General features: G+C 62.6%; 23 protein-coding genes. 9 read left to right on the forward strand and 14 right to left on the reverse strand.

The genetic code is table 11. The annotated features are described in order from the left end of the window. Positions 1 to 12: 12 nt before the first annotated feature. The gene (locus AC0Z42_RS12590) at positions 13 to 1,527 is read right to left on the reverse strand and encodes a sensor histidine kinase (RefSeq protein ID WP_485468558.1); all 1,515 of its coding nucleotides are present in this window, start codon (positions 1,525 to 1,527) and stop codon (positions 13 to 15) included. Positions 1,528 to 1,531: 4 nt separating this feature from the next. Continuing rightward, entirely contained in the window at positions 1,532 to 2,125 is a 594-nt protein-coding gene (locus AC0Z42_RS12595) for a hypothetical protein (protein WP_485468559.1), read from the reverse strand. Positions 2,126 to 2,209: 84 nt separating this feature from the next. Between AC0Z42_RS12595 and greB the strand changes: the two genes are divergently transcribed. Both greB and AC0Z42_RS12605 read left to right on the forward strand, forming a co-directional pair. Beyond that, a complete protein-coding gene (gene greB, locus AC0Z42_RS12600) occupies positions 2,210 to 2,776 on the forward strand; it encodes a transcription elongation factor GreB (RefSeq protein WP_485468560.1) in 567 nt (188 codons plus the stop codon). 71 nt (positions 2,777 to 2,847) lie between these two features. Further along, positions 2,848 to 3,492: a transposase gene (locus tag AC0Z42_RS12605; protein WP_485468561.1), complete on the forward strand. Its 645-nt coding sequence runs from the start codon at positions 2,848 to 2,850 to the stop codon at positions 3,490 to 3,492. Between the two features lie 61 nt (positions 3,493 to 3,553). Here the strand turns inward: AC0Z42_RS12605 and AC0Z42_RS12610 are convergent, their stop codons facing one another. The 4 genes from AC0Z42_RS12610 to AC0Z42_RS12625 all read right to left on the reverse strand — a co-directional run bounded on the left by AC0Z42_RS12610 (position 3,554) and on the right by AC0Z42_RS12625 (position 7,806). After that, positions 3,554 to 5,812, reverse strand: coding sequence for a RelA/SpoT family protein (locus AC0Z42_RS12610; RefSeq protein ID WP_485468562.1), 2,259 nt, complete (start codon positions 5,810 to 5,812; stop codon positions 3,554 to 3,556). An 81-nt stretch (positions 5,813 to 5,893) separates the two neighbouring features. Next, the gene (gene rpoZ / locus AC0Z42_RS12615; protein WP_010400723.1) at positions 5,894 to 6,097 is read right to left on the reverse strand and encodes a DNA-directed RNA polymerase subunit omega; all 204 of its coding nucleotides are present in this window, start codon (positions 6,095 to 6,097) and stop codon (positions 5,894 to 5,896) included. A gap of 70 nt (positions 6,098 to 6,167) precedes the next feature. Beyond that, the gene (gene gmk / locus AC0Z42_RS12620; RefSeq protein ID WP_312438342.1) at positions 6,168 to 6,806 is read right to left on the reverse strand and encodes a guanylate kinase; all 639 of its coding nucleotides are present in this window, start codon (positions 6,804 to 6,806) and stop codon (positions 6,168 to 6,170) included. A gap of 109 nt (positions 6,807 to 6,915) precedes the next feature. Beyond that, complete coding sequence (locus AC0Z42_RS12625; RefSeq protein ID WP_485468563.1) at positions 6,916 to 7,806, reverse strand: YicC/YloC family endoribonuclease; 891 nt, start codon at positions 7,804 to 7,806, stop codon at positions 6,916 to 6,918. A gap of 324 nt (positions 7,807 to 8,130) precedes the next feature. On the opposite strand from AC0Z42_RS12625, the gene rph reads away from it, so the two are divergent. The 3 genes from rph (at position 8,131) to hemW (ending at position 10,792) form a co-directional block, all read left to right on the forward strand. Continuing rightward, on the forward strand, positions 8,131 to 8,859 hold the full coding sequence (gene rph, locus AC0Z42_RS12630; RefSeq protein ID WP_485468564.1) for a ribonuclease PH: 729 nt from the start codon (positions 8,131 to 8,133) through the stop codon (positions 8,857 to 8,859). Positions 8,860 to 8,921: 62 nt separating this feature from the next. Further along, a complete protein-coding gene (gene rdgB, locus AC0Z42_RS12635) occupies positions 8,922 to 9,515 on the forward strand; it encodes an RdgB/HAM1 family non-canonical purine NTP pyrophosphatase (RefSeq protein WP_485468565.1) in 594 nt (197 codons plus the stop codon). Then, positions 9,512 to 10,792 carry a radical SAM family heme chaperone HemW gene (gene hemW, locus AC0Z42_RS12640; protein ID WP_485468566.1) on the forward strand — a complete coding sequence of 427 codons (1,281 nt, stop codon included), beginning with the start codon at positions 9,512 to 9,514 and terminating at the stop codon, positions 10,790 to 10,792. The genes rdgB and hemW overlap by 4 nt, the downstream gene beginning before the upstream one ends. Positions 10,793 to 10,873: 81 nt before the next feature. Here hemW and AC0Z42_RS12645 read toward each other — a convergent pair whose 3' ends face one another. The 5 genes from AC0Z42_RS12645 to zwf all read right to left on the reverse strand — a co-directional run bounded on the left by AC0Z42_RS12645 (position 10,874) and on the right by zwf (position 17,370). Next, positions 10,874 to 12,523, reverse strand: coding sequence for a methyl-accepting chemotaxis protein (locus AC0Z42_RS12645; RefSeq protein ID WP_485468567.1), 1,650 nt, complete (start codon positions 12,521 to 12,523; stop codon positions 10,874 to 10,876). Positions 12,524 to 12,780: 257 nt separating this feature from the next. Continuing rightward, positions 12,781 to 13,869, reverse strand: a complete 1,089-nt coding sequence (locus AC0Z42_RS12650; protein ID WP_485468568.1) for a patatin-like phospholipase family protein — start codon at positions 13,867 to 13,869, stop codon at positions 12,781 to 12,783. Between the two features lie 19 nt (positions 13,870 to 13,888). Next, entirely contained in the window at positions 13,889 to 14,824 is a 936-nt protein-coding gene (gene tal / locus AC0Z42_RS12655) for a transaldolase (protein ID WP_485468569.1), read from the reverse strand. Positions 14,825 to 14,896: 72 nt separating this feature from the next. Continuing rightward, the gene (locus AC0Z42_RS12660; RefSeq protein WP_094441527.1) at positions 14,897 to 15,751 is read right to left on the reverse strand and encodes an SIS domain-containing protein; all 855 of its coding nucleotides are present in this window, start codon (positions 15,749 to 15,751) and stop codon (positions 14,897 to 14,899) included. Positions 15,752 to 15,897: 146 nt separating this feature from the next. After that, a complete protein-coding gene (gene zwf / locus AC0Z42_RS12665; RefSeq protein ID WP_485468570.1) occupies positions 15,898 to 17,370 on the reverse strand; it encodes a glucose-6-phosphate dehydrogenase in 1,473 nt (490 codons plus the stop codon). Positions 17,371 to 17,918: 548 nt separating this feature from the next. On the opposite strand from zwf, the gene AC0Z42_RS12670 reads away from it, so the two are divergent. Further along, positions 17,919 to 18,869 carry a chemotaxis protein gene (locus AC0Z42_RS12670; RefSeq protein ID WP_485468571.1) on the forward strand — a complete coding sequence of 317 codons (951 nt, stop codon included), beginning with the start codon at positions 17,919 to 17,921 and terminating at the stop codon, positions 18,867 to 18,869. Between the two features lie 79 nt (positions 18,870 to 18,948). On the opposite strand, the gene AC0Z42_RS12675 is transcribed toward AC0Z42_RS12670, so the two are convergent. After that, complete coding sequence (locus AC0Z42_RS12675) at positions 18,949 to 19,845, reverse strand: SMP-30/gluconolactonase/LRE family protein (RefSeq protein WP_485468572.1); 897 nt, start codon at positions 19,843 to 19,845, stop codon at positions 18,949 to 18,951. Beyond that, a complete protein-coding gene (gene pgi / locus AC0Z42_RS12680; protein ID WP_485468573.1) occupies positions 19,846 to 21,498 on the reverse strand; it encodes a glucose-6-phosphate isomerase in 1,653 nt (550 codons plus the stop codon). It lies immediately after the preceding gene. 328 nt (positions 21,499 to 21,826) lie between these two features. Between pgi and edd the strand changes: the two genes are divergently transcribed. From edd to AC0Z42_RS12695, 3 genes are read left to right on the forward strand one after another with little or no spacing between them, the layout of a single operon-like run. After that, on the forward strand, positions 21,827 to 23,740 hold the full coding sequence (gene edd, locus AC0Z42_RS12685) for a phosphogluconate dehydratase (RefSeq protein WP_485468574.1): 1,914 nt from the start codon (positions 21,827 to 21,829) through the stop codon (positions 23,738 to 23,740). A gap of 1 nt (position 23,741) precedes the next feature. Beyond that, positions 23,742 to 24,371, forward strand: a complete 630-nt coding sequence (gene eda, locus AC0Z42_RS12690; protein ID WP_485468575.1) for a bifunctional 4-hydroxy-2-oxoglutarate aldolase/2-dehydro-3-deoxy-phosphogluconate aldolase — start codon at positions 23,742 to 23,744, stop codon at positions 24,369 to 24,371. A 57-nt stretch (positions 24,372 to 24,428) separates the two neighbouring features. Beyond that, on the forward strand, positions 24,429 to 24,968 hold the full coding sequence (locus AC0Z42_RS12695; protein ID WP_485468576.1) for a Rhs element Vgr protein: 540 nt from the start codon (positions 24,429 to 24,431) through the stop codon (positions 24,966 to 24,968). On the opposite strand, the gene AC0Z42_RS12700 is transcribed toward AC0Z42_RS12695, so the two are convergent. Continuing rightward, on the reverse strand, positions 24,958 to 25,392 hold the full coding sequence (locus AC0Z42_RS12700; RefSeq protein ID WP_485468577.1) for a pyridoxamine 5'-phosphate oxidase family protein: 435 nt from the start codon (positions 25,390 to 25,392) through the stop codon (positions 24,958 to 24,960). The two genes, AC0Z42_RS12695 and AC0Z42_RS12700, sit on opposite strands and share 11 nt — an antisense overlap. Between the last annotated feature and the right edge of the window lie 66 nt (positions 25,393 to 25,458).

The following is a 25,458-nucleotide window of genomic DNA, read 5'->3' on the forward strand; positions in this document are numbered from 1 at the left end:
GCATGTGTTTCTTTATGGTTCACTGACGTCTGGCTGCCGCTGGCCATGTTGCGTGGGCATAGTGGCGGCAGCCGCTATTATCGCCTCTCGGGGCGAGGCCAGCCGGATTTTTATGGTCAGCATGGTACCGCCACCCGGGGCGTCGGCCAGCTGCAGGGTGCCGCCAAGCGCACTGGCGCGCTCGCTCATGCCGCGGATGCCGAAGGACTGCGGCTTGGCGCGATCAAGCGGGCGCATGCCGACGCCATTGTCGCTGATGCACAGGCGTATATGCTGGCGCTGCTTGTCGAGGCGCACCGTGACCGCGCTGGCGCGCGCGTGCTTGGCGATATTGGTCAGCGCCTCCTGGGCGATGCGAAACAGGGTGGTGGCCTGGTCCTGGCTCAGCTCGATGTCCTTGCGGTTCGAGGAAAACGCGCAGCCGATGCCGGCCTGGCGGGCGAACTCCCTGACCTGCCAGTCGAGCGCGGCGACCAGCCCCAAGTCCAGCATCGACGGGCGCAGGTCGAGCGAAATGCGATGCACGGCGTCGATGCTGCGGTCGACCAGGTCGTCGACATAGGCGGCTTTTTCCTGCAGCAGCGCGTCGCCTGCTGGCAGGCGGCGCGTCAGCATCGCCAGCGCCATTTTGATCGCCGTCAGGTTGCCGCCCAGGTCGTCGTGCAGTTCGCGCGCCAGGCGCGTACGTTCCTGTTCCTTGACCTTGTCGATATGCGCCGTCAGCTCGGCCAGGCGCGCGCGCGACTGGCGCACCTCGATCTGTTCCAGCCGGCTTTCCGTAATATTGGTCATGATGCCTTCCCACTGCACTGTGCCGTGTTCCAGCGCGCGTGGTGTCGAGCGCAGGTTGATCCACTTGACGTCCTTCCACGCGTCGACCCAGATACGGCCTTCCCAGTTCCAGCTCCACAGCGCGTTTTTCGACGCCTGCATCGAGTCGCGGTACGAGGCCCGGTCTTCGGGCAGGATCAGCTGGTAGAACAGCTCCGGCTGCGCATGCAGCTGCTTTGGTGACAGGCCCAGCAGCGCCTGGCAGCCGTCGCTCAGGTAGGGAAAACCGGCGCGCCCGTCAGCCGTCATGCTGAACTGGTACACCAGGCCCGGCGTATTGGAGACGATGGCGTTGAAGCGCGACTGCACTTGCGCCAGGGCGGCGGCGGTCTCTTGCGGCGTGCGCAGGTCCTCGCCGATGGCCAGGATCAGTGCGCGTCCCTGGTGTTCGGTACGGCTCAGGCGCAGGCGCACGGCGTGGATGGTTGTATCGCGCCGTTGCAGCCGGGCATTGAGCTCGGCGTATGCGCCGATGCCTTCGTCCAGCAGCGGCTGCCCGGCCGGCCATTGCGGCGCCAGTTGGTGCAAGCTCATCGCTTGCAACTCGGGCAAGGCGTATTGCAGGTGGCTGCAGGCAGCGGCATTGGCGTCAAGCAACTGCCAGCTGGCCGCGTCGAACAGATAGGCGTCGCTGGTGGCGGCCTGCATGGTAGCGGCCAGCCTGGGCGGAGACGGCATGGTGTTGGCTTTCTTCATGATCTTAGCGGCGGGCGCGCCAGAAGGCGGTAAAACGGCGCAGCACGCGGGCCGGGCGCGAATTGTGGCGGCCGCGCTTGCTGGCGCCACTACGCAGCCTGCGCCACCAGGTGCGGCGCGCGCGTCCCAGCAGGGCAGACAGGCGTTTGATACGGCGCCAGGCGTGGGTGCTTTGCAGGCGGGCAATCCAGCGGTCCTTGGTTTCGATGAAGCGACCATGCCAGAGGGCAAACCACGGCAGGCTCAACAGGGTAGGGCGCGTCAGGGTGTACAGGCGCGCCACCGCTGCCGCGCCGCCCAGCTTGGCCGCAACGATCACGCCGATGCCGGAAAAGGCATGGCCGCGCGCAATCGCCAGCAAGGCCAGCAGCTTGACGGGAAACAGCAGCACGGCCGGCAGCACGAAGACGGCCAGCGCCCAGTAAGGCGGCAGGCGCTGTATGCGCGCCTCGAGCGCATGCAGCGGCGGAAACTGCGCCACCACCTGTATCGCGCGCGCGCCGGTCGCCCACAGCCATTCCTCGATCAGCAGGAAAATGGCGGCCAGGTAGACCAGCGGCGCGAACAGCCAGCGCCTGAAACGGTAATGTTTTTTCATCGGCTCCAGAGGTTCTCCCGATGATACGTCAAAAAAGCCCGCACACAGGGGGTACGCGTCCGCCTGCAAGGCTACAATAGGCAGATGAATAAAGCATTTGTAAAAGAGTCCGACAACGACGACGATGAAGAAGCCGCCGCGCTGGCGCTGGCGATTCCCGCCGGCGCCAAGAATTACATCACGCCGGCAGGCTACCAGCGCATCCGCGCCGAGCTGCTGCAACTGATCGACGTCGACCGCCCGGAAGTGGTGCGCATCGTGCACTGGGCGGCGTCGAACGGCGACCGCTCGGAAAACGGCGATTATATCTACGGCAAGCGCCGCCTGCGCGAAATCGACCGCCGCATCCGCTTCCTGACCAAGCGCATGGACCTGGCCGCCATCGTCGACCCCAGTGTGCACCACGGCAACGACCAGGTCTTCTTCGGCGCCACCGTCACCTACCTGACCAGCGACGGCGAAAGCCATACCATCACGATCGTCGGCATCGACGAATTCGACCCCCTGAACGGCAAGATCAGCTGGGTCTCGCCAATGGCGCGCGCAATCACCAAGGCGCGCGAAGGCGATGTGATCATTCTGAATACGCCGCTGGGGGCGCAGGAGCTGGAGTTGCTGGAGGTGACGTATCCGGCGCCGGGGGAGGGGTAGGTTGTGGTGGCGCAGTGACTGCTGGCGTATTGCTGTCACGCTGGAGGTTTTCCTGAACAGGAAAGTGTCCCATGCCCCGTACAGCACGCTTATTCCTGCCTGGCATGCCGTTGCATGTTGTACAGCGCGGAGTCAACCGGCAAGCTTGTTTTCGCGATGTGCACGACAAGCACCGTTATCTTGACTACCTGCGCTCTTGTTTAACTGGTGCGCCATGCGATCTGCATGCATATGTGCTGATGAACAATCATGTGCATTTTTTGCTGTCCACGCAGGAAGTAGCCCATCTATCCCTGCTGATGAAGACGCTGAATCAGCGATATACACAATATTTCAACTGGCGTTATGGCCGAAGCGGCAGCTTGTGGGAAGGGCGTTACAAATCCTGTCTGGTGCAAGGTGACCGCTATTTATTGACCTGCCAGCGCTATATTGAACTCAATCCGGTCAGAGCCGATATCGTCGATTTGCCTGGGCAGTACAGGTGGTCGAGTTATCGCGGCAATGCGCAGGGGATGCAAGATGACTTGCTTACGCCACATCCCTTGTATTTGAGCTTGGGCGTTACGGTGCCTGAGCGGCAAAAAACGTATCAATCGCTATTTCAGGAGAAGCTGACCGAGCAGAGCGTCGGTCAGTTGCGGGCGGCAATCAATGCGGAGTTTGCTGTGGGGGATCAGGTGTTTTTGCGACGCGTTGCTGAAGCAAGCCGGTAGTCCGCAGCGGAAATCCGGGGTCAGACCCGTCGGGTCTGACCCCAGCTCTACGCTGCGTTTTCTAATTGCGTTCGCGCAGAATGCGGTTGACGCCTGCGACCCTGCGCACATTGCGCAGCAGGGCGGCCAGGTGGACGCGGTCTTTCACTTGCACGGTGAAGCGCAGTTGGTCCAGCACGTTGTCCTTGTCCTCGTCCATGCCGACATAGATGATGTTGGCGTCGGACTCGCCGATTTCGGCGGCGACGCGCGCCAGGATGCCGCGCTCGCTGTTGATCAGGACCTTGATGCGGCAGTCGAAACGGCGGTTCAGCTCGGTTCCCCAGCGCACCGCAATCCAGCGGTCCGGTTCCTTGATGCGCTGGCGTTTTGCCTGTGTGCAGTCGCTGGTGTGCACCAGCAAGCCCTGGTCGCGGCGCAGCTGGCCGATGATCTGGTCGCCCGGGATCGGCAGACAGCATGGCGCCAGCTGGACCGAGACGCCTTCGCTGCCGCAGATGGTGACCGGGTCGAGCTCGCTGCCACTGTTATGCTCGACCGGCATGCTGGCCGCTTCGCCGCCGATCAGGCCAAAGATATGGCGCGCCACCAAAGTGGCCATGCGCTTGCCGATGCCGATGTCGGCGTACAGTTCGTCGAGCGAATTGGCGCTCGATTCGTTGAGCAGGCGTTCGACCAGCGGCGCCGGCAGGTCGGCGTCGATGTTCAGGGTCAGCAAAGCCTGCGACATCAGCTGCTGGCCCAGCGAAATCGACTCGGGCAGGTTGATGGTGCGCAGATGATGGCGGATCGCCGAACGGGCCTTGCCGGTGCGCACGAACGACAGCCAGGTCGGGCTCGGGCGCGAGGCCGAATCGGTGATGATCTCGACGATGTCGCCATTGTGCAGCTCGGTGCGCAGCGGCGAGGTTTCGTTGTTGATTTTCACGGCCACGGTCTGGTCGCCGATGCCGGTGTGGATCGAATAGGCGAAATCGATGGCGGTGGCGCCGCGCGGCAGGGCGATGATCTTCGACTTGGGCGTAAATACATACACCGAATCAGGGAACAGGTCGACCTTGACGTGTTCCAGGAACTCGGCCGAGTCGCCCGTCTGCTGCTGAATGTCGAGCAAGGATTGCAGCCACGCATGGGTACGCTGCTGCAGGTCGGACGGGTTCGATTCGCCGCTCTTGTAGAGCCAGTGCGCCGCCACGCCGGACTCGGCCGTGCGGTGCATTTCCTGGGTGCGGATCTGGAATTCCACCGGCGTGCCGTAGGGGCCGATGACGGTGGTGTGCAGCGACTGGTAGCCGTTCAGCTTGCGGATCGCAATGTAATCCTTGAACTTGCCCGGCATCGGCTTATACAGGCTGTGCAGGGTGCCCAGGGTGACATAGCAGTCGGCAAAGTTGTTGACCACTACGCGGAAACCATACACGTCGAGCACCTGCGAGAACGACAGGTGCTTGCTGCGCATCTTTTTATAGATGTCATGCAGGGATTTTTCGCGGCCCGTGACCTCGGCGTCGATCTCGGCCATGGAGAGCGTGCTTTTTACCGCTTCCATGATCTTGTTGACCACTTCGCGCCGGTTGCCGCGCGCCGCCTTGACGGCCTTGGCCAGGGTCCGGTAGCGCATCGGGTGCAGGTGCGAGAACGACAAATCCTGCAATTCGCGGAATATATTGTTCAGGCCGAGGCGGTGCGCGATCGGTACGTACACTTCCATGGTTTCGCTGGCGATGCGGGCTTTTTTTGCCGCCGTCATGAAGTCCAGCGTGCGCATATTGTGCAGGCGGTCGGCCAGCTTGATCAAAATGACGCGTACGTCGGAGGCCATCGCCAGCAGCATCTTGCGGAAGTTTTCCGCCTGCGCTTCGATCTGGCTCTGGAACTCGATTTTTTCCAGCTTCGACAGGCCGTCGACCAGGTGCGCGACGGGGGCGCCGAAGCGCTCGATCAGTTCGTCTTTCTTGACATCCTGGTCTTCCATCACATCATGCAGCAGGGCGGCCATGATGGCTTGCGCGTCGAGCTTCCAGTCGGCGCAGATTTCGGCCACGGCGATCGGGTGCGAGATATACGGCTCGCCCGAGCGGCGCATCTGGCCCAGGTGCATTTCGTCGGAGAAGCGGTAGGCTTCCTTGACTTTTTTCAGGTCGGCGGGGGACAGGTATTCGGCCAGCTTGTCGGCCAGGTGGCTGACCGATGCCACGCCAGGTACCGGCGCGGGCGGCGTGACACTGCCTGGCGCATGCGCGCCCTGCGGTTTTGCCGCCTGGCGCGGGGCCAGGGGCGGCGGTGCTGCTGAAGTCGTGTCGGCTGGGGTCAGACTCATAAAACGTCGCGTTACTTCGCAGTGTGAATAAAGGAAAAAATAGAACCAGGGATCAGCACTGTTCCGGCACGCGGGCTCCTGTTACATCGGAACCTTTTTCAGCATCTCGATGCCGACTTTGCCAGCAGCGATTTCGCGCAGTGCTACCACGGTAGGCTTGTCCTTGGCTTCCACCTTGGGAGTGTGGCCTTGGAGCAACTGACGCGCGCGGTAGGTTGCTGCCAGGGTCAGCTGGAAACGGTTAGGGATCTGCTTCAAGCAATCTTCAATGGTGATACGGGCCATGGTAACTCCTAATCTATTAATATTATTACAGTATTGGTGCGTGGCGCTGTGTGACTGGCGTGCAGCGCGCTTATTCCGCGTGCAGGCCCAGTTGGGCGAAAAGCGAGGCGTTGCGGGCCGCTTGTTGCGCAAACCGGCAACGGGCCGCTCTCACGATCGCGCTCAGTTCGGACAAAGCGACCGTAAACTCTTCATTGATAATAACATATTCGAACTCTGGCGCGTGGGCGATTTCGCCGCCGGCCGCCAGCAGGCGGCGCGTGATCACGTGCGGTTCGTCCTGGCCGCGCTTGTTCAAACGCTCTTCGAGCGCGTCGATCGACGGCGGCAAAATGAAAATGCCGGCCGCGCGCGGAAACTGTTTGCGCACCTGGCGCGCGCCCTGCCAGTCGATTTCCAGCAAGATATCGGTGCCGGCCGCCATCTGCTGCTCAACCATGATGCGCGAGGTGCCATAGTAATTGCCGTGCACTTCGGCCCACTCCAGGAATTCGCCCTTGTCGGCGCGCGCGATAAAGTCTTCCGCGCTGGTGAAATAGTATTCACGGCCGTGCTCTTCGCCGGGGCGCGGCGCGCGCGTGGTGGTCGAGATCGACAGCTTGATGGCCGGTTCCTGCGCCAGCAGTGCGTTGACCAAGGTCGATTTGCCGGCGCCGGAGGGGGCGGCGACCACGAACAGGCTGCCGGAGAAGGCGGTAGGGTGGCTCATGCGATTCTTTCCATAGCGGGTAATGTCGGCGCCCGGTTGGCGGCGCCCAATCCGCTATTTTACCAAGAGGCAAGGCGCCCGGCCAGCCCCATGGCGCAGCGGCCAGCCGCTATTCCAGGTTCTGCACCTGTTCGCGCATCTGCTCGATCAGCAGCTTCAGGTCCATCGAGGCGTCGGCCAGTTCCTTGACGGAAGCCTTGGCGCCCAGCGTATTGGCTTCGCGATTCAGTTCCTGCATCATGAAGTCCAGGCGCTTGCCCACTTGCCCGCCCTTGGTCAGGATATGGCGCGTTTCGCCCAGGTGGGCCGACAGGCGCGCCAGCTCTTCCGACACGTCGATGCGGATGCCATACAAAATCACTTCCTGGCGGATGCGTTCCATCGCGTCCTGGCGCGACAGGGCCGAATTCGAACCCTGGCTGGCCAGGCCCAGCGCGTCCTGCATGCGCTCGATGGCTTTTTGCTGGAAGGCGGCAACCACTTGCGGGATCAGCGGAGTAATGCGCTTGACGATCGCTTCCATCGCTTCGATGCGCGCGATCAGCACCGCTTCGAGCGCCGCGCCTTCGCGCTTGCGGCTGTCGACAAAGGCGGCAATCGTACGTTTGGTCAGTGCGCTCACATCGGCCTGCAGGGATTCCTGGCCTACTTGCGCTTCTTCGATCACGCCAGGCCAGCGCAGCAGTTCCGCTACCGACATCACGGGCGCCGACACGAAATGCTGGCCCACTTCCGACTGCAATCGCGCCAGCTCGGCCAGCAGCGGCAGGTTCAGTGCCTGCGTGCCGGCAGTGGCGGCCTTGCGGCCAAAGCTCAGGCGGACCTCGACCTTGCCACGCGTGATGGCCGACATGACGGCGGCGCGCAAGTCCGGTTCGAGCGTGCGCAAATCATCGTTGATGCGGAATTGCAGGTCGAGAAAGCGTGAGTTGACGCTCTTGATTTCAATGGTCAGCGTGCCTGCAGCACCTTCGCTGGTGGCAACCGCGTAGCCTGTCATGCTTGAAATGCTCAAAGGATTCCCCGATTTGGTCTTGTATACAGTCACTTATACACTTAATCAGCCAGCGCAGGCAAGACCGCCCGCGCCCTGAAAACAGCCCAGCCATCATGTGGCGGCCTGTTTTTTGCGCATGAAATGGCTCATGGTGCAGAATAGTGTGCGTTTTACGGCATTGTAAAGAAAATTGAGTAGGGCGGGGCAGGATTGTAGGGATCGTGTGCGTGTTGTTTTTCCATTGGCCCGGCCATGCCGCCATGGCTGGCTGGCCGGCCGGCGTGCAGTGTTAAAATCGCTGCGCATTCAACCCTACAGGACACCCACATGACATTTGACTCCCGCCCGAGCGGCCGCGCCGTCGACGCGCTGCGCGCCATCCGCATCACCCGCCAGTACACCAGGCATGCCGAAGGCTCGGTGCTGATCGAGTGCGGCGATACCAAGGTCATCTGCACCGCCAGCATCGAAGACAAGGTGCCGGGTTTCCTGAAGGGCAAGGGCCAAGGCTGGCTGACGGCCGAATACGGCATGCTGCCGCGTTCGACGCACACGCGCATGGACCGCGAAGCGGCGCGCGGCAAGCAATCGGGCCGCACCCAGGAAATCCAGCGCCTGATCGGCCGCTCGCTGCGCGCCGCGTTTGACCTGCAAGCGTTCGGGGAACGTACCTTGCACCTCGATTGCGACGTGATCCAGGCCGATGGCGGAACGCGCACCGCTTCCATCACCGGCGCGATGGTTGCCGCCTACGATGCGTTTGCGCAGTTGCAGGCGCGCGGTGCGATCACCGCGATTCCCGTGAAAAGCTTTGTCGCCGCCATCTCGGTCGGCGTCTACCAGGGCATGCCGGTGCTTGACCTCGATTACGTCGAAGACTCCAATTGCGATACCGACATGAACGTGGTGATGACGGAAGCGGGCCACTTCATCGAAGTGCAGGGCACGGCCGAAGGCGCCGCGTTCGACCGCGCCGGCATGAACCGCCTGCTGGACCTGGCGCAAGGCGGCATCGCCGAGTTGATTACCCTGCAAAAGCAGGCGCTGGGCTTGTAAGCCGGGGCGATGGCGGGGGCGCAAAAGGTTTACAATGTCGGCACTTCCAACGGACTACTGACATGACCCAACGCCTCATCCTCGCCTCCAATAACGCCGGCAAGCTCAAGGAATTCAACGAGCTGCTCTCGACCATCGGTTTTGCCGTGCACGCCCAGGGCGAGTACGATGTGCCCGAGGCCGACGAGCCGTTTCATACTTTCGTTGAAAACGCGCTGCAAAAAGCGCGTCACGCTTCGCGCCTGACAGGCTTGCCTGCACTGGCCGACGATTCGGGCGTCTGCGTCAATGCTCTGGGCGGCGCACCGGGCGTGTATTCCGCGCGCTATGCGGGCGAGCCGAAATCGGACGCCGCCAACAGCGCCAAACTGATCGCCGACCTCAGGCCACACGCCGACAAATCGGCCTATTACTACTGCGTGCTGGTGTATGTGCGCCACCCTGACGATCCGCAGCCGGTGATCGCCGACGCGCGCTGGCACGGCGAAATGATTGCCATTGCGCGCGGCGCGGGCGGCTTCGGCTACGACCCGCATTTTTATATCCCGGCCCTGGGCAAGTGCGCCGCCGAGCTGACGTCGGATGAAAAGAACGCGCTGTCGCACCGTGGCCAGGCACTGCGCGTGCTGGTAGAAAAACTGCGGAAGCCGCAATGATCCCGATCAAAGTCGCCGGCAGCACCAGCAAGCCAGGCAGCAAGCCGGGCAATACCCCCGCGCCGCAGGAAGGCATTTCCGGCGCCGCCGGCGCGGCTCTGCGTTATCTGCAGCCGGGCGCGTTGAACCTGACGGCCTTGCCGCCGCTGTCGCTGTATATCCATTTTCCGTGGTGCGTCAAAAAATGCCCGTACTGCGACTTCAATTCGCACGAGGTAAGGCAGGAGCAAGGCTTTCCGGAAGACGAATACCTGGCGGCGCTGCGCCTCGACCTGGAAATGGCGCTGCCGTTGATCTGGGGCCGCAAGATCCACACCATCTTCATCGGCGGCGGCACGCCCAGCCTGATGTCGGCGGCCGGGCTGGACCGGCTGATGTCGGACGTGCGCACCTTGCTGCCGCTCGAACCGGACTGCGAAATCACCATGGAAGCGAACCCGGGCACGTTCGAGACGGAAAAATTCAAGTCCTACCGCGCCAGCGGCGTCAACCGCCTGTCGGTTGGCATCCAGAGTTTCAATCGCCGCCACCTGCAATCGCTGGGCCGCATCCATGACGACAATGAAGCGCGCCGCGCGGTCGAGATCGCGCATGCGCATTTCGACAATTTCAACCTCGACCTGATGTACGCACTGCCGTCGCAGACCCTGGCCGAAGCGCAGGCTGACCTGGAAACCGCATTGTCATTCGCGCCGCCGCATCTGTCGCTGTACCACCTGACCCTGGAACCGAATACGCTGTTTGCGAAGTATCCGCCGGTGCTGCCCGACGACGACGAGAGCGCCGATATCGCCGACATGGTGGCCGCGCGCGCCGCCCAGGCCGGCTACGGCCGCTACGAAGTGTCGGCCTATGCCCAGAGCGGCCGCCAGGCGCGCCACAACCGCAATTACTGGGAGTTTGGCGACTACCTGGGCATCGGCGCCGGCGCGCATTCGAAGATCTCGTTCCCGCACCGCGTGCTGCGCCAGGCCCGCTACAAGCAGCCGCGCGCCTATATGGACGCGGTACGCAACGGTAACCCGGTGCAGGAAGAGCGCGAACTGGCGCGCGAGGAAATGGGCTTTGAATTCATGCTCAACACCCTGCGCCTGACAGGCGGCTTTGCGCCGAATTTGTTTGCCGAGCGCACCGGCCTGGCGCTGAACGCCATCGAGCAGCCGCTCAATGCGGCCGAAGCGAAGGGCTTGCTGTACCGCGATCACCAGATCATCCGGCCGACCGAGCTGGGCCTCAGTTTCCTCAACGACCTGCAGCAAATGTTCCTGGAAGAATAGGCTTCGGCCAGGCCGGCTGTCCTAGAACTCTTCCCAGTCCTGTTCCCCAGACGGCATGGCGGGTGCCTTGCGCGGCGCAGGCTAGGCGGCCAGGGCCGGTTTGACGGCGCTCTTGCGTGCGGCCGCCATCGCATGCACGGCAGGACGTGGCTTGGCCGCAGCTGCCACTGGCGCTGTCAGCGTCTGCTCCAGCTTGAAGCCGCCCGCTACCTGCGCCAGGCGCGCTGCCTGGTCCTGCATGCTTTCGGCCGCCGCCGCCGCTTCCTCTACCAGCGCGGCGTTCTGCTGCGTGACCTGGTCCATCTGCGCGATCGCCTGGTTGACCTGGTCGATGCCCATGCTCTGCTCGGCGCTGGCCGAGGTGATCTCGGCCATGATGTCGGTGACGCGGCGCACGCTGTCGACCACCTCGTTCATGGTGCTGCCGGCCTGCTGCACCAGACGGCTGCCGCCGTTGACCTGCGCCACCGAATCGTCGATCAGGCTCTTGATTTCCTTGGCCGCGCTTGCTGACCTCTGGGCCAGGTTGCGTACTTCGGTGGCCACCACGGCAAAGCCGCGTCCCTGTTCGCCGGCGCGCGCCGCTTCCACGGCCGCATTCAGCGCCAGGATATTGGTCTGGAAAGCGATGCCGTCGATCACGCCGATGATGTCGACGATCTTTTTTGACGAGGCATCGATGGCGCCCATGGTGTCGACCACCTGGCCGACGATGCCGCCGCCGCGCTCCGCCACTTCCGAGGCGGACAGCGCCAGCTGGTTGGCCTGGCGCGCATTGTCGGCATTCTGCCGCACGGTCGACGTGAGCTCTTCCATCGACGAGGCGGTTTCTTCGAGCGAGCTGGCCTGCTGTTCCGTGCGCGATGACAAATCCTGGTTGCCGGCGGCAATTTCACTGGACGCGGTAGCGATTGCATGGGTGCCCGTCTGCACTTCGGATACCACATTGGTCAGCGCATCGTTCATGTCTTTCAGTGTCCGCATCAGGTCGCCCACTTCATCGCGCGTGGCGTGGCCGAATTGCGTGCGCAGGTCGCCTTGCGCGACGGTGGCGGCGACCGCGATGGCCGCCTGCAGCGGCTGCGTGATCGAGCGCGTGATCAGCCATGCGCACAGGCTGCCGAAGACCATCATCAGCACGCCCAGGATCAGGGTCAGGGTCAGGCTGCGCGCATTGGCCTGTTCGATGGCGCGTGCCGTGTCGTCGATGGCCTGGCGCTGTTGCGCCAGGAAACCCTGTACCTTGGCCTGGTAGGCATCGGCAGCCGGCATGTACTGCTGCGTGTAGGCGCGCTCGGCGTCGGCGGCCTGGCCGGTCTTCTTGGCCGCCATCACGGCCTGCTTGGCTTCCTGGTAGACGCCGCGCACCTGCATCACGGCGGCAAAAGCGGCCTTTTCCTGCTCGGTCGACAGCATGCCTTCGACTTGTTTCAGCAGGCCGCCGCCCTTTTTGGTACCGGCCGCTATCGCGTCGGCAAACGTCACCGACAGCGTTTCATCGGTGCTCCTGGCGATCAGCGTGGTGCGCTCGACGGCCGAATAGATCAGCAGGTACAGGTCGGAGGTCAGGCGTTCCTTGGCCAGCGGCTTTTCCATCATGGCGCGCGTGGCCCTGGCATTATCCCAGGCACTGATCACGGAAAACGAGGTGCACACGATCGCCAGCAGCAACACGATGGCAAAACCGATCGCCAGGCGGGCGCCGATGCGGATGTTGGTGAGTGTCTTCATGATGTCTTTTGGTTACATTGAACAAGAAAGCATTTTCCATTGGAAATGCTACATGGACATGACGATGGTAATCGTGCTCAAACGCTATGCGTCAGGCGGGGTCGGGGCCCGAAATGCTGCAAGAAAAAATAGCGTAAAAACGCCATGCCTTGCGTCAGGAATGAAGGAGGCGATGCGCAAATCCTACCACGCAAAAATGACTGTCGGTATGAAAATGCACCGGCTCAGTGCGCTTCAGACGCACTGTTGTTTTTTGCTCAGGCGTGCAGGTCGAGCGCCTGGCGCAGGTCCGGCTGCTCGGCCCAGCGCGCAAAGGCGGCGGCCATGCGCTCGCTTTCGGCGATCGCGCGGCGCCAGTCTCGCATGCGCGCCGCATGGTCCTGGCCGTAATGGGGAAAGTCGCGCCGGTCGGGCAGCTTGCCGTTGGGCAGGCTGGCCACAAAGGCCGGCGAAGGCGATACCAGGATCATGTTGTCCAGCGACGTATCGCGGCCGTGCACGCGGCGCCAGGGCATGGCCTTGTCCAGCCAGCCCGGCACGAGATGATCGGCAAAATGCGGATACAGCACCAGGTCCGGCTCGCGCTGGTAGGGCAGGTGCAAATGGTAGTCGACCAGGCCGCCGTCCCAGTAGCGTCCCGGCGGCGCGCCGGCGATGTCGTTGACGGCATCGAGCACCAGCGGAATCGAGCCGGAGGCCAGCAGCGCGTCGCGCAGATTGTCTTGTGCCAGCGGCACGAAATGCGCATTGAACGCGTCGAAGCGCGAACGCAGCCAGCTGGCGCCGTCCGGCCCGGCATGAAATACCACTCTTTCAAGCGAGCCGGCCAGGCGCTCGCGCGCCAGCGCATTGCCAGCGGCGGCCAGCAGGAAGCCGCGTCGGTCGCGCCACAGGCCCGGCCGGCCCAGGCCGCCTATGCCGCGTACGGCCAGCACGCCCAGGCTGTGCTGCGCGTGTTGCAGCAACTGCGCATCCTGGCCGTCGAGCATGGTATCGAGCAGGGCGCGGCAGGTGCGGCTGACGTGGGCCGGCGTGGGCTTGTCGGGATAGCGCTGGCCCACGTATTCATGCACCAGGCGGCGCTGCGCTGCAACCGGATCGGGAAACGTGGCGGCCGCCATGCGCCAGGCGCCGATCGAAGCGCCGATGAACTGGCGCCGGCGCGGCGCGCGCGGCAGAAAGTCGCCGAACAGCCAGCAGTCAAACTGGTGCAGGATCAGGCCCTTCGGTCCGCCGGCGGCGGCCGGCACGATGGCGATGTCCCGCGCGCGCAAGCCGTGCTCGGCAATGCGCGCGCGGGCGCGGCGGCCCAGGCGGATAGTGATGGCGGACGAAAGGGCAGACATGCGCCTGGCGCGGTACTGTTTAGCGCAGGGCCGAGATCAGCTGTTTCAGCTTGCCCGTATCGACGCAGAAAGCGCGGATGCCTTCGGCCAGTTTTTCGGTTGCCATCGCGTCCTCGTTCATCATGAAGCGGAATGATTTTTCATCGAGCGACATCTTGACGATGCTGGCGCCGGGCGCCGCTTCGGCGCTCAGCTTGCGCGCCACCGGCGCATCGCTGTCGGCCAGCTTTTGCAGCAGGTCGGGGCTGATGGTCAGCAGGTCGCAGCCGGCCAGTTCCAGGATTTGCGAGGTGTTGCGAAAGCTCGCGCCCATCACTTCGGTGGTGTAGCCGAACTTGCGGTAGTAGTTGTAGATGCGCTTGACCGATTGTACGCCCGGGTCTTCCGCGCCCAGGTAGTCGATGCCGGTCGACTTCTTGTGCCAGTCGTAGATGCGGCCGACGAACGGCGAAATCAGCTGCGCGCCCGCTTCGGCGCAGGCGATCGCCTGCGCCAGCGAAAACAGCAATGTCATGTTGCAGCGGATGCCTTCTTTTTCCAGGATCTCGGCGGCGCGGATGCCTTCCCAGGTCGAGGCCATCTTGATCAGCACGCGCTCGCGCGGAATGCCAGCGTTCGAATACAGCGCCACCAGGTCGCGGCCCTTGGCCACCGTGCCGTCGATATCGAACGACAGGCGGGCATCGACTTCGGTCGACACGCGCCCGGGAATGGTTTGCAAAATCTCCACGCCAAAGGCGATCAACAGGCGGTCGATGATCTCGCCGGTGGACGCGTTCGGATGGTCGCGCACGGCCTTTTCCAGCAGCGGCCTGTATTCATCCTTTTGCACCGCTTTCAGGATCAGCGAAGGATTGGTGGTCGCGTCGCGCGGCGTGTACGCCTGGATCGACTGGAAGTCGCCCGTATCGGCCACCACGGTGGTGTACTGTTTGAGTTGTTCTAATTGGTTCATGGCGAGAGATTATACTGAAAGTAATTAAGGCCGGGGTCAGACCCGACGGGTCTGACCCCAGATTTCCATTGCCTATCCTATAAAAGAATCAAACTGCATGTCGAACTCCTGCAAAGCCTTCTGCGCATTCTGCATCTTCTTGCGGAACTCCGGCCCGCGCTGCAGCGCCAGGCCCACGGCTAGCACATCGATCACCACCAGATACGCCAGGCGCGCCGAGATCGGCGTGTAGGGGTCGGTATTGAAGATCAGGTCGATCGGGATCAGCACGGTGGCCAGGTCGGCCAGCGGCGTGCCCGATGGCGCCAGCACGATCACGTCGGCGCCGCCGCGGCGCGCCAGTTTCACGGAGCGCACCAGCGCCGGGCTGTTGCCGCGCTGCGAAATGGCCACCAGCGCGTCGCCGCCGCGCAGCAGCGCCGCCGCGATGCTGTGGATATTCGGGTCGCTGTAGGCCACCGTCGGCACGCCCGAGCGGAAGAACTTGTGCTGGGCGTCGGCGGCCACGATGCCCGAGGTGCCCTGGCCGTAGAATTCGATCTTGCTGGCGCGCGACAGGATGTCGAGTGCGCGCTGTATCGCTTCCGGGTTCAGGTTGTTGCGCAGGTCGAGCAGGGTATTGATCGAGCGGCTGCAGATTTTATTGACCAGGTCGGCCGCGAGATCATCCTGCGCCGGCTGCTCGTTCGCGCCCGGCATGGCCAGCGCCAGCCCCTGCGCCAGGCGCAGCTTGAATTCATGCCAGCCGTCGTAGCCCAGGGTGCGGCAAAAACGCACCACGGTCGGCTCGGACACCTGCGCGTTTTTCGCCAGCGCGGTGATGTTCTGGCTGACCGTCTGGTTCGGCTGTTCCAGCACCGCCAGCGCGACTTTTTTCTCCGACTTGGAGAGCGAGTCGAGCTGGGTGCGGATGGAGTCAAGTAGCATGGATTAATCTTCTGGCAGTACTGCCGTCAAGTTGGCGTCTTTTTCACCCCAAAAGCAAACACCGGGGTCGGACCCTCAGGGTCTAGGCGACCCCGTCCGACCCCAGCATTTTTGCGGTGCGGGGTAGGTAGCATTGCCCTGCTGACTTAGTCTTCCGGCAAGGCTTCTTCACGCCACTGCAAGCCATCGCGCCCGATCAGTGCGCTGGCCGCTGCCGGACCCCAGGTGCCGGCCGTGTATGGAATCGGCGCGCTGTCGTTCTGTTCCCAGTAGTCGAGGATGGGTTCGACCCATTCCCAGGCCGCTTCCAGTTCGTCGCCGCGCATGAACAGCGTCAGCTGGCCACGCAGGACGTCGAGCAGCAGGCGTTCGTAGGCGTCCATGCGCGGCGTCTTGAACGATTCGCGGAAGTCCAGTTCCAGCTCGGCCGGCTTCAAACGCATGCCGTCGCCCGGGGTTTTTGCCATCAAATTCATGCGCAGGCCTTCGTCGGGCTGCAGGCGGATCACCAGGCAGTTTGGCTGGAAGCTCGAGGTTGGCTGGTTGAAGATCGAGTGCGGGATCTGCTTGAAGCGCACGACGATTTCGGCCAGGCTGTCGGCCATGCGCTTGCCGGTGCGCAGGTAGAACGGCACGCCGGCCCAGCGCCAGGTGTCGATTTCCGCTTTCATCGCGACAAACGTTTCGGTGCGCGAGTGTTGCGGCGCATCCGGTTCGTCGCGGTAGCTCGGCACGGTGGTGCCGTCGACATGGCCGGCGCGGTACTGGCCGCGCACGATGTTTTGCGCCAGGGTGGTCGGCGTGAATTTTTTCAGCGAGCGCAGCACCTGCAGCTTTTCATCGCGCACCGCGTCCGGCGCGATCGAGGTTGGCGGCTCCATGGCAACGATGCACAGCAGTTGCAGCAGGTGATTCTGCAGCATGTCGCGCAGCGCGCCCGAGGTGTCGTAGTAACCCATGCGGTTGCCCACGCCGAGTTTTTCGGCGATGGTGATCTGCACATCGGAAATCCATTCGCGGCGCCACAGCGGCTCGAACAGGATATTGCCGAAGCGCAGGGCCAGCAGGTTCTGCACGGTTTCCTTGCCCAGGTAATGGTCGATGCGGTAGATCTGCGATTCCTGGAACACCTTGCCCACTTCGGCATTGATCTGCTTGGCGCTGGCCAGGTCGCGGCCCAGCGGTTTTTCCAGCACCACGCGCGAATTCGGGGTAACCAGGCCGTTTTCTTCCAGGTTGTCGCAGATCAGCGCGAACAGATGCGGTGGCGTCGCCAGGTAGTACACGCGCGTCAGGTTGGCATCGGTGCGCAGCGCTTCGACCAGCGGTGCATAGGTCTTGGCGTCGCTGGCGTTGAGCGACACATACACGATGCGCGCGCAGAACTTGCTCCAGGTGGCTGCATTGAGGGTGCTGGCCTTGATGTGCGGGCGGGAATTGGTTTCCACCATTTTCAGGAACGCGTCCTGGCCGCTGTCCTGGCGGCCCACGCAGATGATGCGCGCCGTCGGCGGCAGGTCGTTCGCGACATCGCGCGCATACATTGCAGGCAGTAATTTACGCATGGCTAAATCGCCGCTGCCGCCAAACAGGACCAGGTCAAAATCGGTAAGAGCCATAATATGATGTCGTCGCAAAAGTAAAGGAGCCGGAGCCGGGAGGGTGCTGATCGCTGACAGCGCTGTGGCGCGCCGCCGCGTTGGTATCGCCGCGTGGTGCCGCAGTCTATGCTACTGTAAATCCATGGTGTAAATTTACTACGTAGAACTGGCAATTGCAAGAAATTTTACTACATCATGACTAGTCTAGCCAGTCCTGCATTATATGCCTGCGCACGCGACTTGCCACCTCATCATGCATTCCAGGAAAGCCATGGTTGCCGGGGAAATTTTCTCTGACTACCGTCGATATTTGCGCTGTAGCAACAAGGAGGTCAAGAAAAGCCTCCGCAAGGCCCCTGAGCCTATTTAAGTAACTTTCGGGAAATAAATTGACCGTATAATCGGCGTAAAACGCTGGCAACCATGTTGGCGATAATATACTGCGCTGTAGCGTCGGCCATGCCCCGAATCCGCCTTCCGACCCTACCGTACCACGCATTCAGCCATGAAAGCGCGCGGCAAGGCGGACTTCAATCATGCAATACAAGACGGCTCAAGGGGAAATAATGAATTCAATGCAAGATATCGATGAGCGCACCAGCCTGACAGGCAATAACAAATTCGAACTGTTCCTGTTCAAGCTCGGTACCAGCGACCACTCGACCAGCCGCGAATTGTTCGGCATCAATGTATTCAAGGTGCGCGAGATCATGGAAATGCCGGCCATTACGGCCGTGGCCGGTTCGCATCCGCATATGCTGGGCGTGGTCAATATCCGTGGCCAGATCGTGCCGGTGATCGACCTGCCGATGGCGGTCGGCTGCAAGAGCAATGGCTTGAAGATCCTGATGGTGACCGAGTTCGCCCGCTCGACGCAGGCCTTCGCGGTGGAAGAGGTCGATGAAATCGTGCGCCTGGAATGGAACCAGGTGCTGTCGGCCGAAGCCAGCGTCGGTGGCGGCCTGGTCACCAGCATCGCCCGCCTCGACGGCGATACCGACAAGACACGCCTGGCGCAAGTGCTCGACGTCGAGCAGATCCTGCGCAATGTGTTGCCTTCGGGCGACCCGGACGTCGACAAGAGCAGCATCGGCCCGCAGGTGCACCTGCCGCCCGGCTCCGTGATCCTGGCCGCCGACGATTCCTCGCTGGCCAGGTCCTTGATCGAAAAAGGCCTGGAGGCGATGGGCGTGCCGTACATCATGACCAAGACCGGCAAGGAAGCCTGGGAGCGTCTGCAAGCGATCTCGACCCAGGCGGCGGCCGAAGGCAAGACCGCGAAAGACAAGGTCGCACTGGTGCTGACCGACCTGGAAATGCCGGAAATGGACGGCTTCACCCTGACGCGCAATATCAAGAACGATGGCCGCTTCGCGACCATTCCGGTAGTGATCCACTCGTCGCTGACGGGCTCGACCAACGAAGACCACGTCAAGGGCGTGGGCGCCGATGGCTATGTGGCCAAGTTCGTGGCGGCGGAATTGGCCGAGACGATCCGCAAGGTGTTGGCAAGGTAACTCAACCCAACGTCGAAAGGCCGGGGTCGGACCCTGAGGGTCCGACCCCAGTTCTTGCTTTTGGGGTCAACATGATGTTTTAGGCCTGATACAAGTTTTCCACTTGCCCCGCCACATCGACCCTGACCGACAGCACATGACCGGTCAATGGGTACTCTGCGATCTCTTCCTTCGAGCGGTTATGGCTGGCGGTGGTGATATACAGGGTGCGCAGGTCGGCGCCGCCAAAGGTGACCATGGTGGGGCAGCGTGCCGGCACCGTGATTTCGCCAAGCAGCTGGCCATCGGGGGCGAAGCGCAAAATCTTGCCGCCTTCAAACATGGCTGACCAGTAATTGCCTTCGCTGTCGACGGCCGCGCCATCGGGGCGACCGCCATAATCCGCCGCTTTTTTATCGGTGGAAAAACGCTGGAACGGTTGTGGCGCTGAAATCGCGCCGGTGGCGGCATCGAAGTCGAAGCGGTCGATGCGGTGGGTGGTGGTGTCCGAGTGGTACATGGTGCGCTTGTCGGGCGAAAAGCCCAGGCCATTCGACACCGTCATGCCGCCCGACCATATCTTGCGCACATTGCCTTTTTCCAGCACAAACATTTCCGCCGCATCCGCATTGCGCGGCTCGAAAATCGTGCCGACCCAGAAGCGGCCAGCCGGGTCCACCTTGCCGTCGTTGAAGCGGGTGGTGGCCATGTCGAACGGCGCCGGCGCGATTTCCGCCAGGCTGCCGGTCCTGGTGTCCAGGTGCACGAAGCCGCTGCGCAGCGCCACCACCAGGCCGCCGCCGGCATTGATCGCCAGCGCCGACGGTTCGGTTGGCATCTCCCATTGCACGTGCTTGCCGCTGTCCGGATGCAAGCGGTGCACGGCGCGCCCGTCGATATCGACCCAGTACAGGGCCGCTTCCTTCTGGTGCCACAGCGGGCACTCGCCCACTTGCATCGGCTGGCCGCTGACGACCTTGATTTCGTAGATATTCATTTAGTAGGCGGCCTTGGCGGCGCGTGCGAGGGCGATCAGGCCGTTGGTCGAGCTGTCGTGTGCTTCCGGCTGCGCTTGGCCCGTCAGTTCTGCCTGGATTTTCTTGGCCAGTACCTTGCCCAGTTCCACCCCCCATTGGTCAAAACTGTTGACGTTCCACAGCACGCCCTGCACAAACGTCTTGTGTTCGTACAGGGCGATCAGCGCACCCAGGGTCGATGGCGTCAGCTGATCCATCAAAATGGTATTGCTGGGGCGGTTGCCGGGGAAGGTCTTGTGCGGCACCAGCGCCTCGATTTCACTTGTCGGCAGGCCTTGCGCCTGCAGATCCGCGCGCACTTCCTCGCCGGTCTTGCCGGTCATGAACGCTTCCGACTGGGCAAAGCAGTTGGCCAGCAGGGCGTCGTGATGGCCCGGCAGGTCGTGCGTGGCGCGCAGGGCGGCGATAAAGTCGATCGGCGTGATGTCGGTGCCCTGGTGCAGCAGCTGGAAGTAGGCGTGCTGGGCATTGGTACCGCAATCGCCCCAGATCACCGGGCCGGTCGGCACGCCGACCGGTTCGCCGTCCTTGGTGACGCGCTTGCCATTGCTTTCCATGTCCAGCTGTTGCAAATAGGCCGCAAAGCGGCTCAGGTCCTGGTGATACGGCGCAATCGAGACGGAACCGCAATCGAGGAACTGGCGGTTCCAGAAACCGACCATGGCCAGCACCACCGGCATGTTCTGTTCCAAAGGCGCGGTGCGGAAATGCTGGTCCATCGCATGCGCACCGGCCAGGAAATCGCTGAAGTATTCAAAGCCGACGGCCAGCGCCACGGCCAGGCCGATCGACGACCAGACCGAATAGCGTCCGCCGACCCAGTCCCAGAACGGGAACATATTGGCTGGATCGATGCCGAATTCGACGATGGCTGCCGCATTGGTGGAGACGGCGACAAAATGTTTCGCCAGGTCTTTCTCTTCCGCTTCGAGCAGGAACCAGGCGCGCGCCGTATTGGCGTTGAGCATGGTTTCGGCAGTAACAAAGGTTTTCGAGGCAACGATGAACAGCGTGGTTTCCGGGTCGACTTTCGCCAGCGTCGCTTCCATGTCGTGGCCGTCGACGTTCGACACAAAGTGCATTTCCAGGCCAGGGTTGGCATAGGAACGCAGCGCCAGGCAGGCCATTTTCGGACCCAGGTCCGAGCCGCCGATGCCAATATTGACGACGTCGGAGATCGGCTTGCCGGTGTAGCCGACCCAGCTGCCATTGCGTACCTTGTCGGTGAAACCTTTCACGCGTTGCAACACATCCTGCACATCGGCGTCGATATCCTGGCCGTCGACCACCAGCTTTGTACCGCGCGGCGCACGCAAGGCAGTATGCAGAACCGCCCGATGTTCGGTAAGATTGATTTTCTCGCCATTGAACATCGCTTCGCGCTGCGCTTCCACGCCGCGTTCGCGGGCCAGGTCCATCAGCAATGCCATGCTGGTCGCGTCGACCCGGTTCTTCGAGTAATCGAGCAGCAGGCCGGCCGCGTCGATGGTCATTTGCGCAAAGCGTTGCGGGTTGGCGGCAAACAGCTGGCGCAGGTGCACTTCGCGCACGCTGGCGCTGTGGGCTTGCAATGGTTGAAAACTGTTCAAGGCGGTGAGGGCGGGAGTGGACATGGCGGTCGGCTGGGTACTGGTCTCGGTTATTAGGCGTTCGGCGCGCACCCGATAGGGCGCTGCCGACGATGATATGAGAATCATACATCAGAAAAAAGTAAATTCACTACAGTTTGTCTTGAGGCGCCAGTCCACGCAGGTGTTTTTCACGACGATTAGCCACTGAGTCAGGCGATGGGGGCGGCATTTACGCAAAGGTGGCGTGTGGCATGCAAGCATTGAAAAGCGGAAAAAAAATGGCGTATTTATGGTGTTGGCCCAAGCAAGAGTGCTTCTGCCTTACCATTTTGTAGTAAAATTTCACAAAATACTTTTTAAGGAATTCATCATGGCGCTGCATCCAGTAGTCGAATCCGTAACAGCGCGCATCATCGCGCGCAGCCGGCCCTCGCGCGGCGCCTATCTGTCGCACCTCGATGCCGCGCGCATCCAGGGCGTGCAGCGCGGCGCGCTGGCCTGTACCAACCTGGCGCATGGTTTTGCCGCCTTTCCCGCCAATGACAAGCTGGCGCTGAAGGAATACAAGAAGCCGTCGGTGGCGATTGTCTCCTCGTATAACGACATGCTGTCGGCGCACCAGCCATTCGAGCGTTTTCCGCAGATCATCAAGGAGTCCGTGCGCGAAGTGGGCGCCGTGGCGCAGTTTGCCGGCGGCGTGCCGGCCATGTGTGATGGCGTGACGCAAGGCCAGCCCGGCATGGAGCTGTCGCTGTTCTCGCGCGACGCCATCGCCATGTCGACCGCCATCGCGCTGTCGCACAATATGTTCGACGCTGCCCTGTACCTGGGCGTGTGCGACAAGATCGTGCCTGGCTTGCTGATCGGCGCGCTGCACTTCGGCCACTTGCCGGCCGTGTTCGTGCCGGCCGGCCCGATGACTTCGGGCCTGTCGAACAAGGACAAAGCCAAGATCCGCCAGTTGTATGCGCAAGGCAAGGCGACGCGCGAAGACCTGCTCGAAGGCGAATCGAAGGCCTACCACGGCGCCGGCACCTGTACCTTCTACGGTACCGCCAACAGCAACCAGATGCTGATGGAAGTGATGGGCCTGCACCTGCCGGGCGCCGCTTTCATCACGCCAAACACGCCGCTGCGCGATGCGCTGACCGCCGCCGCCGCCCAGCGCGCCGCCGTGATCACGGCGCAGGGCAGCAGCTACTTGCCGGTCGGCCATATTGTTGATGAGAAATGTATCGTCAACGCCGTCGTGGGCCTGCTGGCCACGGGCGGCTCGACCAATCACACCCTGCACCTGGTGGCGATCGCCAAGGCGGCCGGCATCGTGATCGACTGGAACGATTTCAATGAGCTGTCGGCCATCGTGCCGCTGCTGACGCGCATTTACCCGAATGGCGAAGCGGACGTCAACCATTTCCACGCCGCCGGCGGCACCGGCTACCTGATCCGCGAACTGCTGGACGCAGGCCTGCTGCACGACGACGTCAACACCATCCTCGGCCATGGACTGCGCGCGCACTGCAGCGAGCCTTTCCTGGGCGAAGACGGCAAGGTGTTCTGGAAAGATGCGGTGCCGGTCAGCGCCGACGAAAGCGTGCTGCGTCCGGCCTCGAACCCGTTCGCACCGGACGGCGGCATGGTATTGGTGGCCGGCAACCTGGGCCGCGCGGTGATGAAAGTGTCGGCCGTCAAGCCCGAGCACCGCACCGTCGAAGCACCGGCCATCGTTTTCAATTCGCAGGAAGATTTCATGGCCGCCTACAAGGCCGGTACCCTGGACCGCGATTTCGTTGCCGTGCTGCGCTTCCAGGGGCCGCGCGCCAACGGCATGCCGGAACTGCACGCGCTGACGCCGGCACTGGCCAACCTGCAGGATGCCGGCCGCCAGGTGGCGCTGGTCACCGATGGCCGCATGTCGGGCGCGTCGGGCAAGGTGCCGTCGGCGATCCACGTGTCGCCTGAAATCCTGGCCGGCGGTCCGCTGGGCCTGGTGCGCGACGGCGACATCATCCGCCTCGACGCGTTCACCGGCGTGCTCGAAGCGCTGGTGCCGCTTGACGTCTGGCATGCGCGCTCGCTGGTCACCGCTGATTTGTCGTCCAGCCATATCGGCATGGGCCGCGAATTGTTTTCGATGTTCCGCTCCACCGTCAGCGCGGCGGAAGAGGGCGCCACCACGTTTGGTCTGCCATCGCCGATTCCCACCACCGTGCCCTTGCACGAAGGCGAGAATGTCGGCGATACTGTGCCGGGCTCCGATGAAGACTTTTTGGCAAGGAAATAAAATGACAATGACACTCCTGGAAATTATGCGCACCTCGAGCGTGATCCCCGTGATTGCGATCGACGATCCTGAACACGCCGTACCGCTGGCGCGCGCGCTGGTGGCGGGCGGCATCCGCGTGCTGGAAGTAACCTTGCGCACCAAGCACGGCCTGGCCGCGATCCGCGCCATGTCCGAAGTGCCGGGCGCCATCGTCGGCGTGGGGACCTTGACCCGTCCGGAAGAATTCGTTGCCGCGCGTGACGCGGGCGCCGTGTTCGGCGTCTCGCCCGGTTTGACGGCCGCATTGGTGGCCGCCGCGAAAAGCAGCGGCTTGCCGTTGCTGCCTGGCGTCATGACCCCCGGCGAAGTGATGGCGGCGCGTGAAAACGGCTTCCAGCAACTGAAGCTGTTCCCGGCCGTGCCAGCCGGCGGCATCGGCATGCTGAACGCCATCTACGGCCCGCTGCCGGACGTGACGTTCTGCCCGACCGGCGGCATTTCGCAGGAAACCGCGTCGCAGTTCCTGGCGCTGAAAAACGTCGCCTGCGTGGGCGGCTCGTGGCTGACGCCAAAAGATGCGATCGCGGCCGGCAACTGGGACCGCATCACGGAAATCGCCAAGGCAGCCAGCGGTCTGCGTTCCGCCTGAGTTGCTATCCAACGGCAAGCTTCAACGCTTGCCGTTTTCTTTTCCTCCCGGATTCCCATGCCAGATTTGCGCCGTCCACTGACTTCTGGTGAAACCGCCATGGTGCGCAGCGTCTTCCAGGGCGCCATCGACATCACGCGCGTGCGTGTGGTGCGCGGCTCTTTTCTTCCCTTCAATTTGCAGGACCAGAACACGGCCATGACGCCGCGCGGCAGTCTGTATTTCATGCCGGCCCAGTACCGCGACGATTTCTCACGCGAGGACGCGGGCGGCAAGCTGTTCTTCATTCATGAAATGGTGCATGTGTGGCAGTGGCAGCTGGGCTACAACTGCATCTGGCACGGCTTGCTGCTGGCGCTGTTCGGCGGCTACTTTCGCCAGCGCGCCTACCGCTACGACAGCGCCATCCCGGGCACGACGCTTGCCGGCTACAACATGGAGCAGCAGGCCGAACTGGTGTCGCATTATTTTGGCGCCACCCAGCTGGGCCTGGCCTCATTGACAGCCAGGCTGCCTTTTTTGCGCCAGGTGCTGGGCGGCTTTTTGCAGTCGCCCGGCAACGCTGCCCTGTTGCCGCAGCGCTGGTTTATAAAGTGATCTCGCCTTCTTCCTCGCCTTCCCAGTAGTTGATGCGGTTCGCTTGCACCTTGATCAGGATGATGCCTGGCGTGGCCGGGCCCTGCTTGAACCAGCGGTCCATGCTGTCGTCCCAGTGTTCTTCGAACGCCTGCCGGTCGGTGATCAGCTCGGCCGTGCCTTCGACCGCGATAAAGATCGGCGGCGCGCCGAACAGGTGCGGCTTGCCCTGGAACGACAGGCCGACGGCGGTATCGCGTCGGATATCGTCGACCATGCGTGCATCGCTCCAGGTGAAGTACCAGGAACTTCCATCGTAATCGACATCTTCGTTGTTGCTCATCGGACGGGCCGCCAGCTGGCCGTTTTCGGCGCGCGTCGAAAACATCAGGAAGTCGATGTCGGCCATCTTTTTTGCCAGTTCCGGCAAGGTCATTGTGCTCATGTGGTGCTCCCGTGGTGGTGACCGGCAAATGCCGAGACAGGCTTGCAGTTGACCATATCGGCGGCC

This window comes from Janthinobacterium sp. 1L-D-8-B-C4 (genome assembly GCF_057291295.1).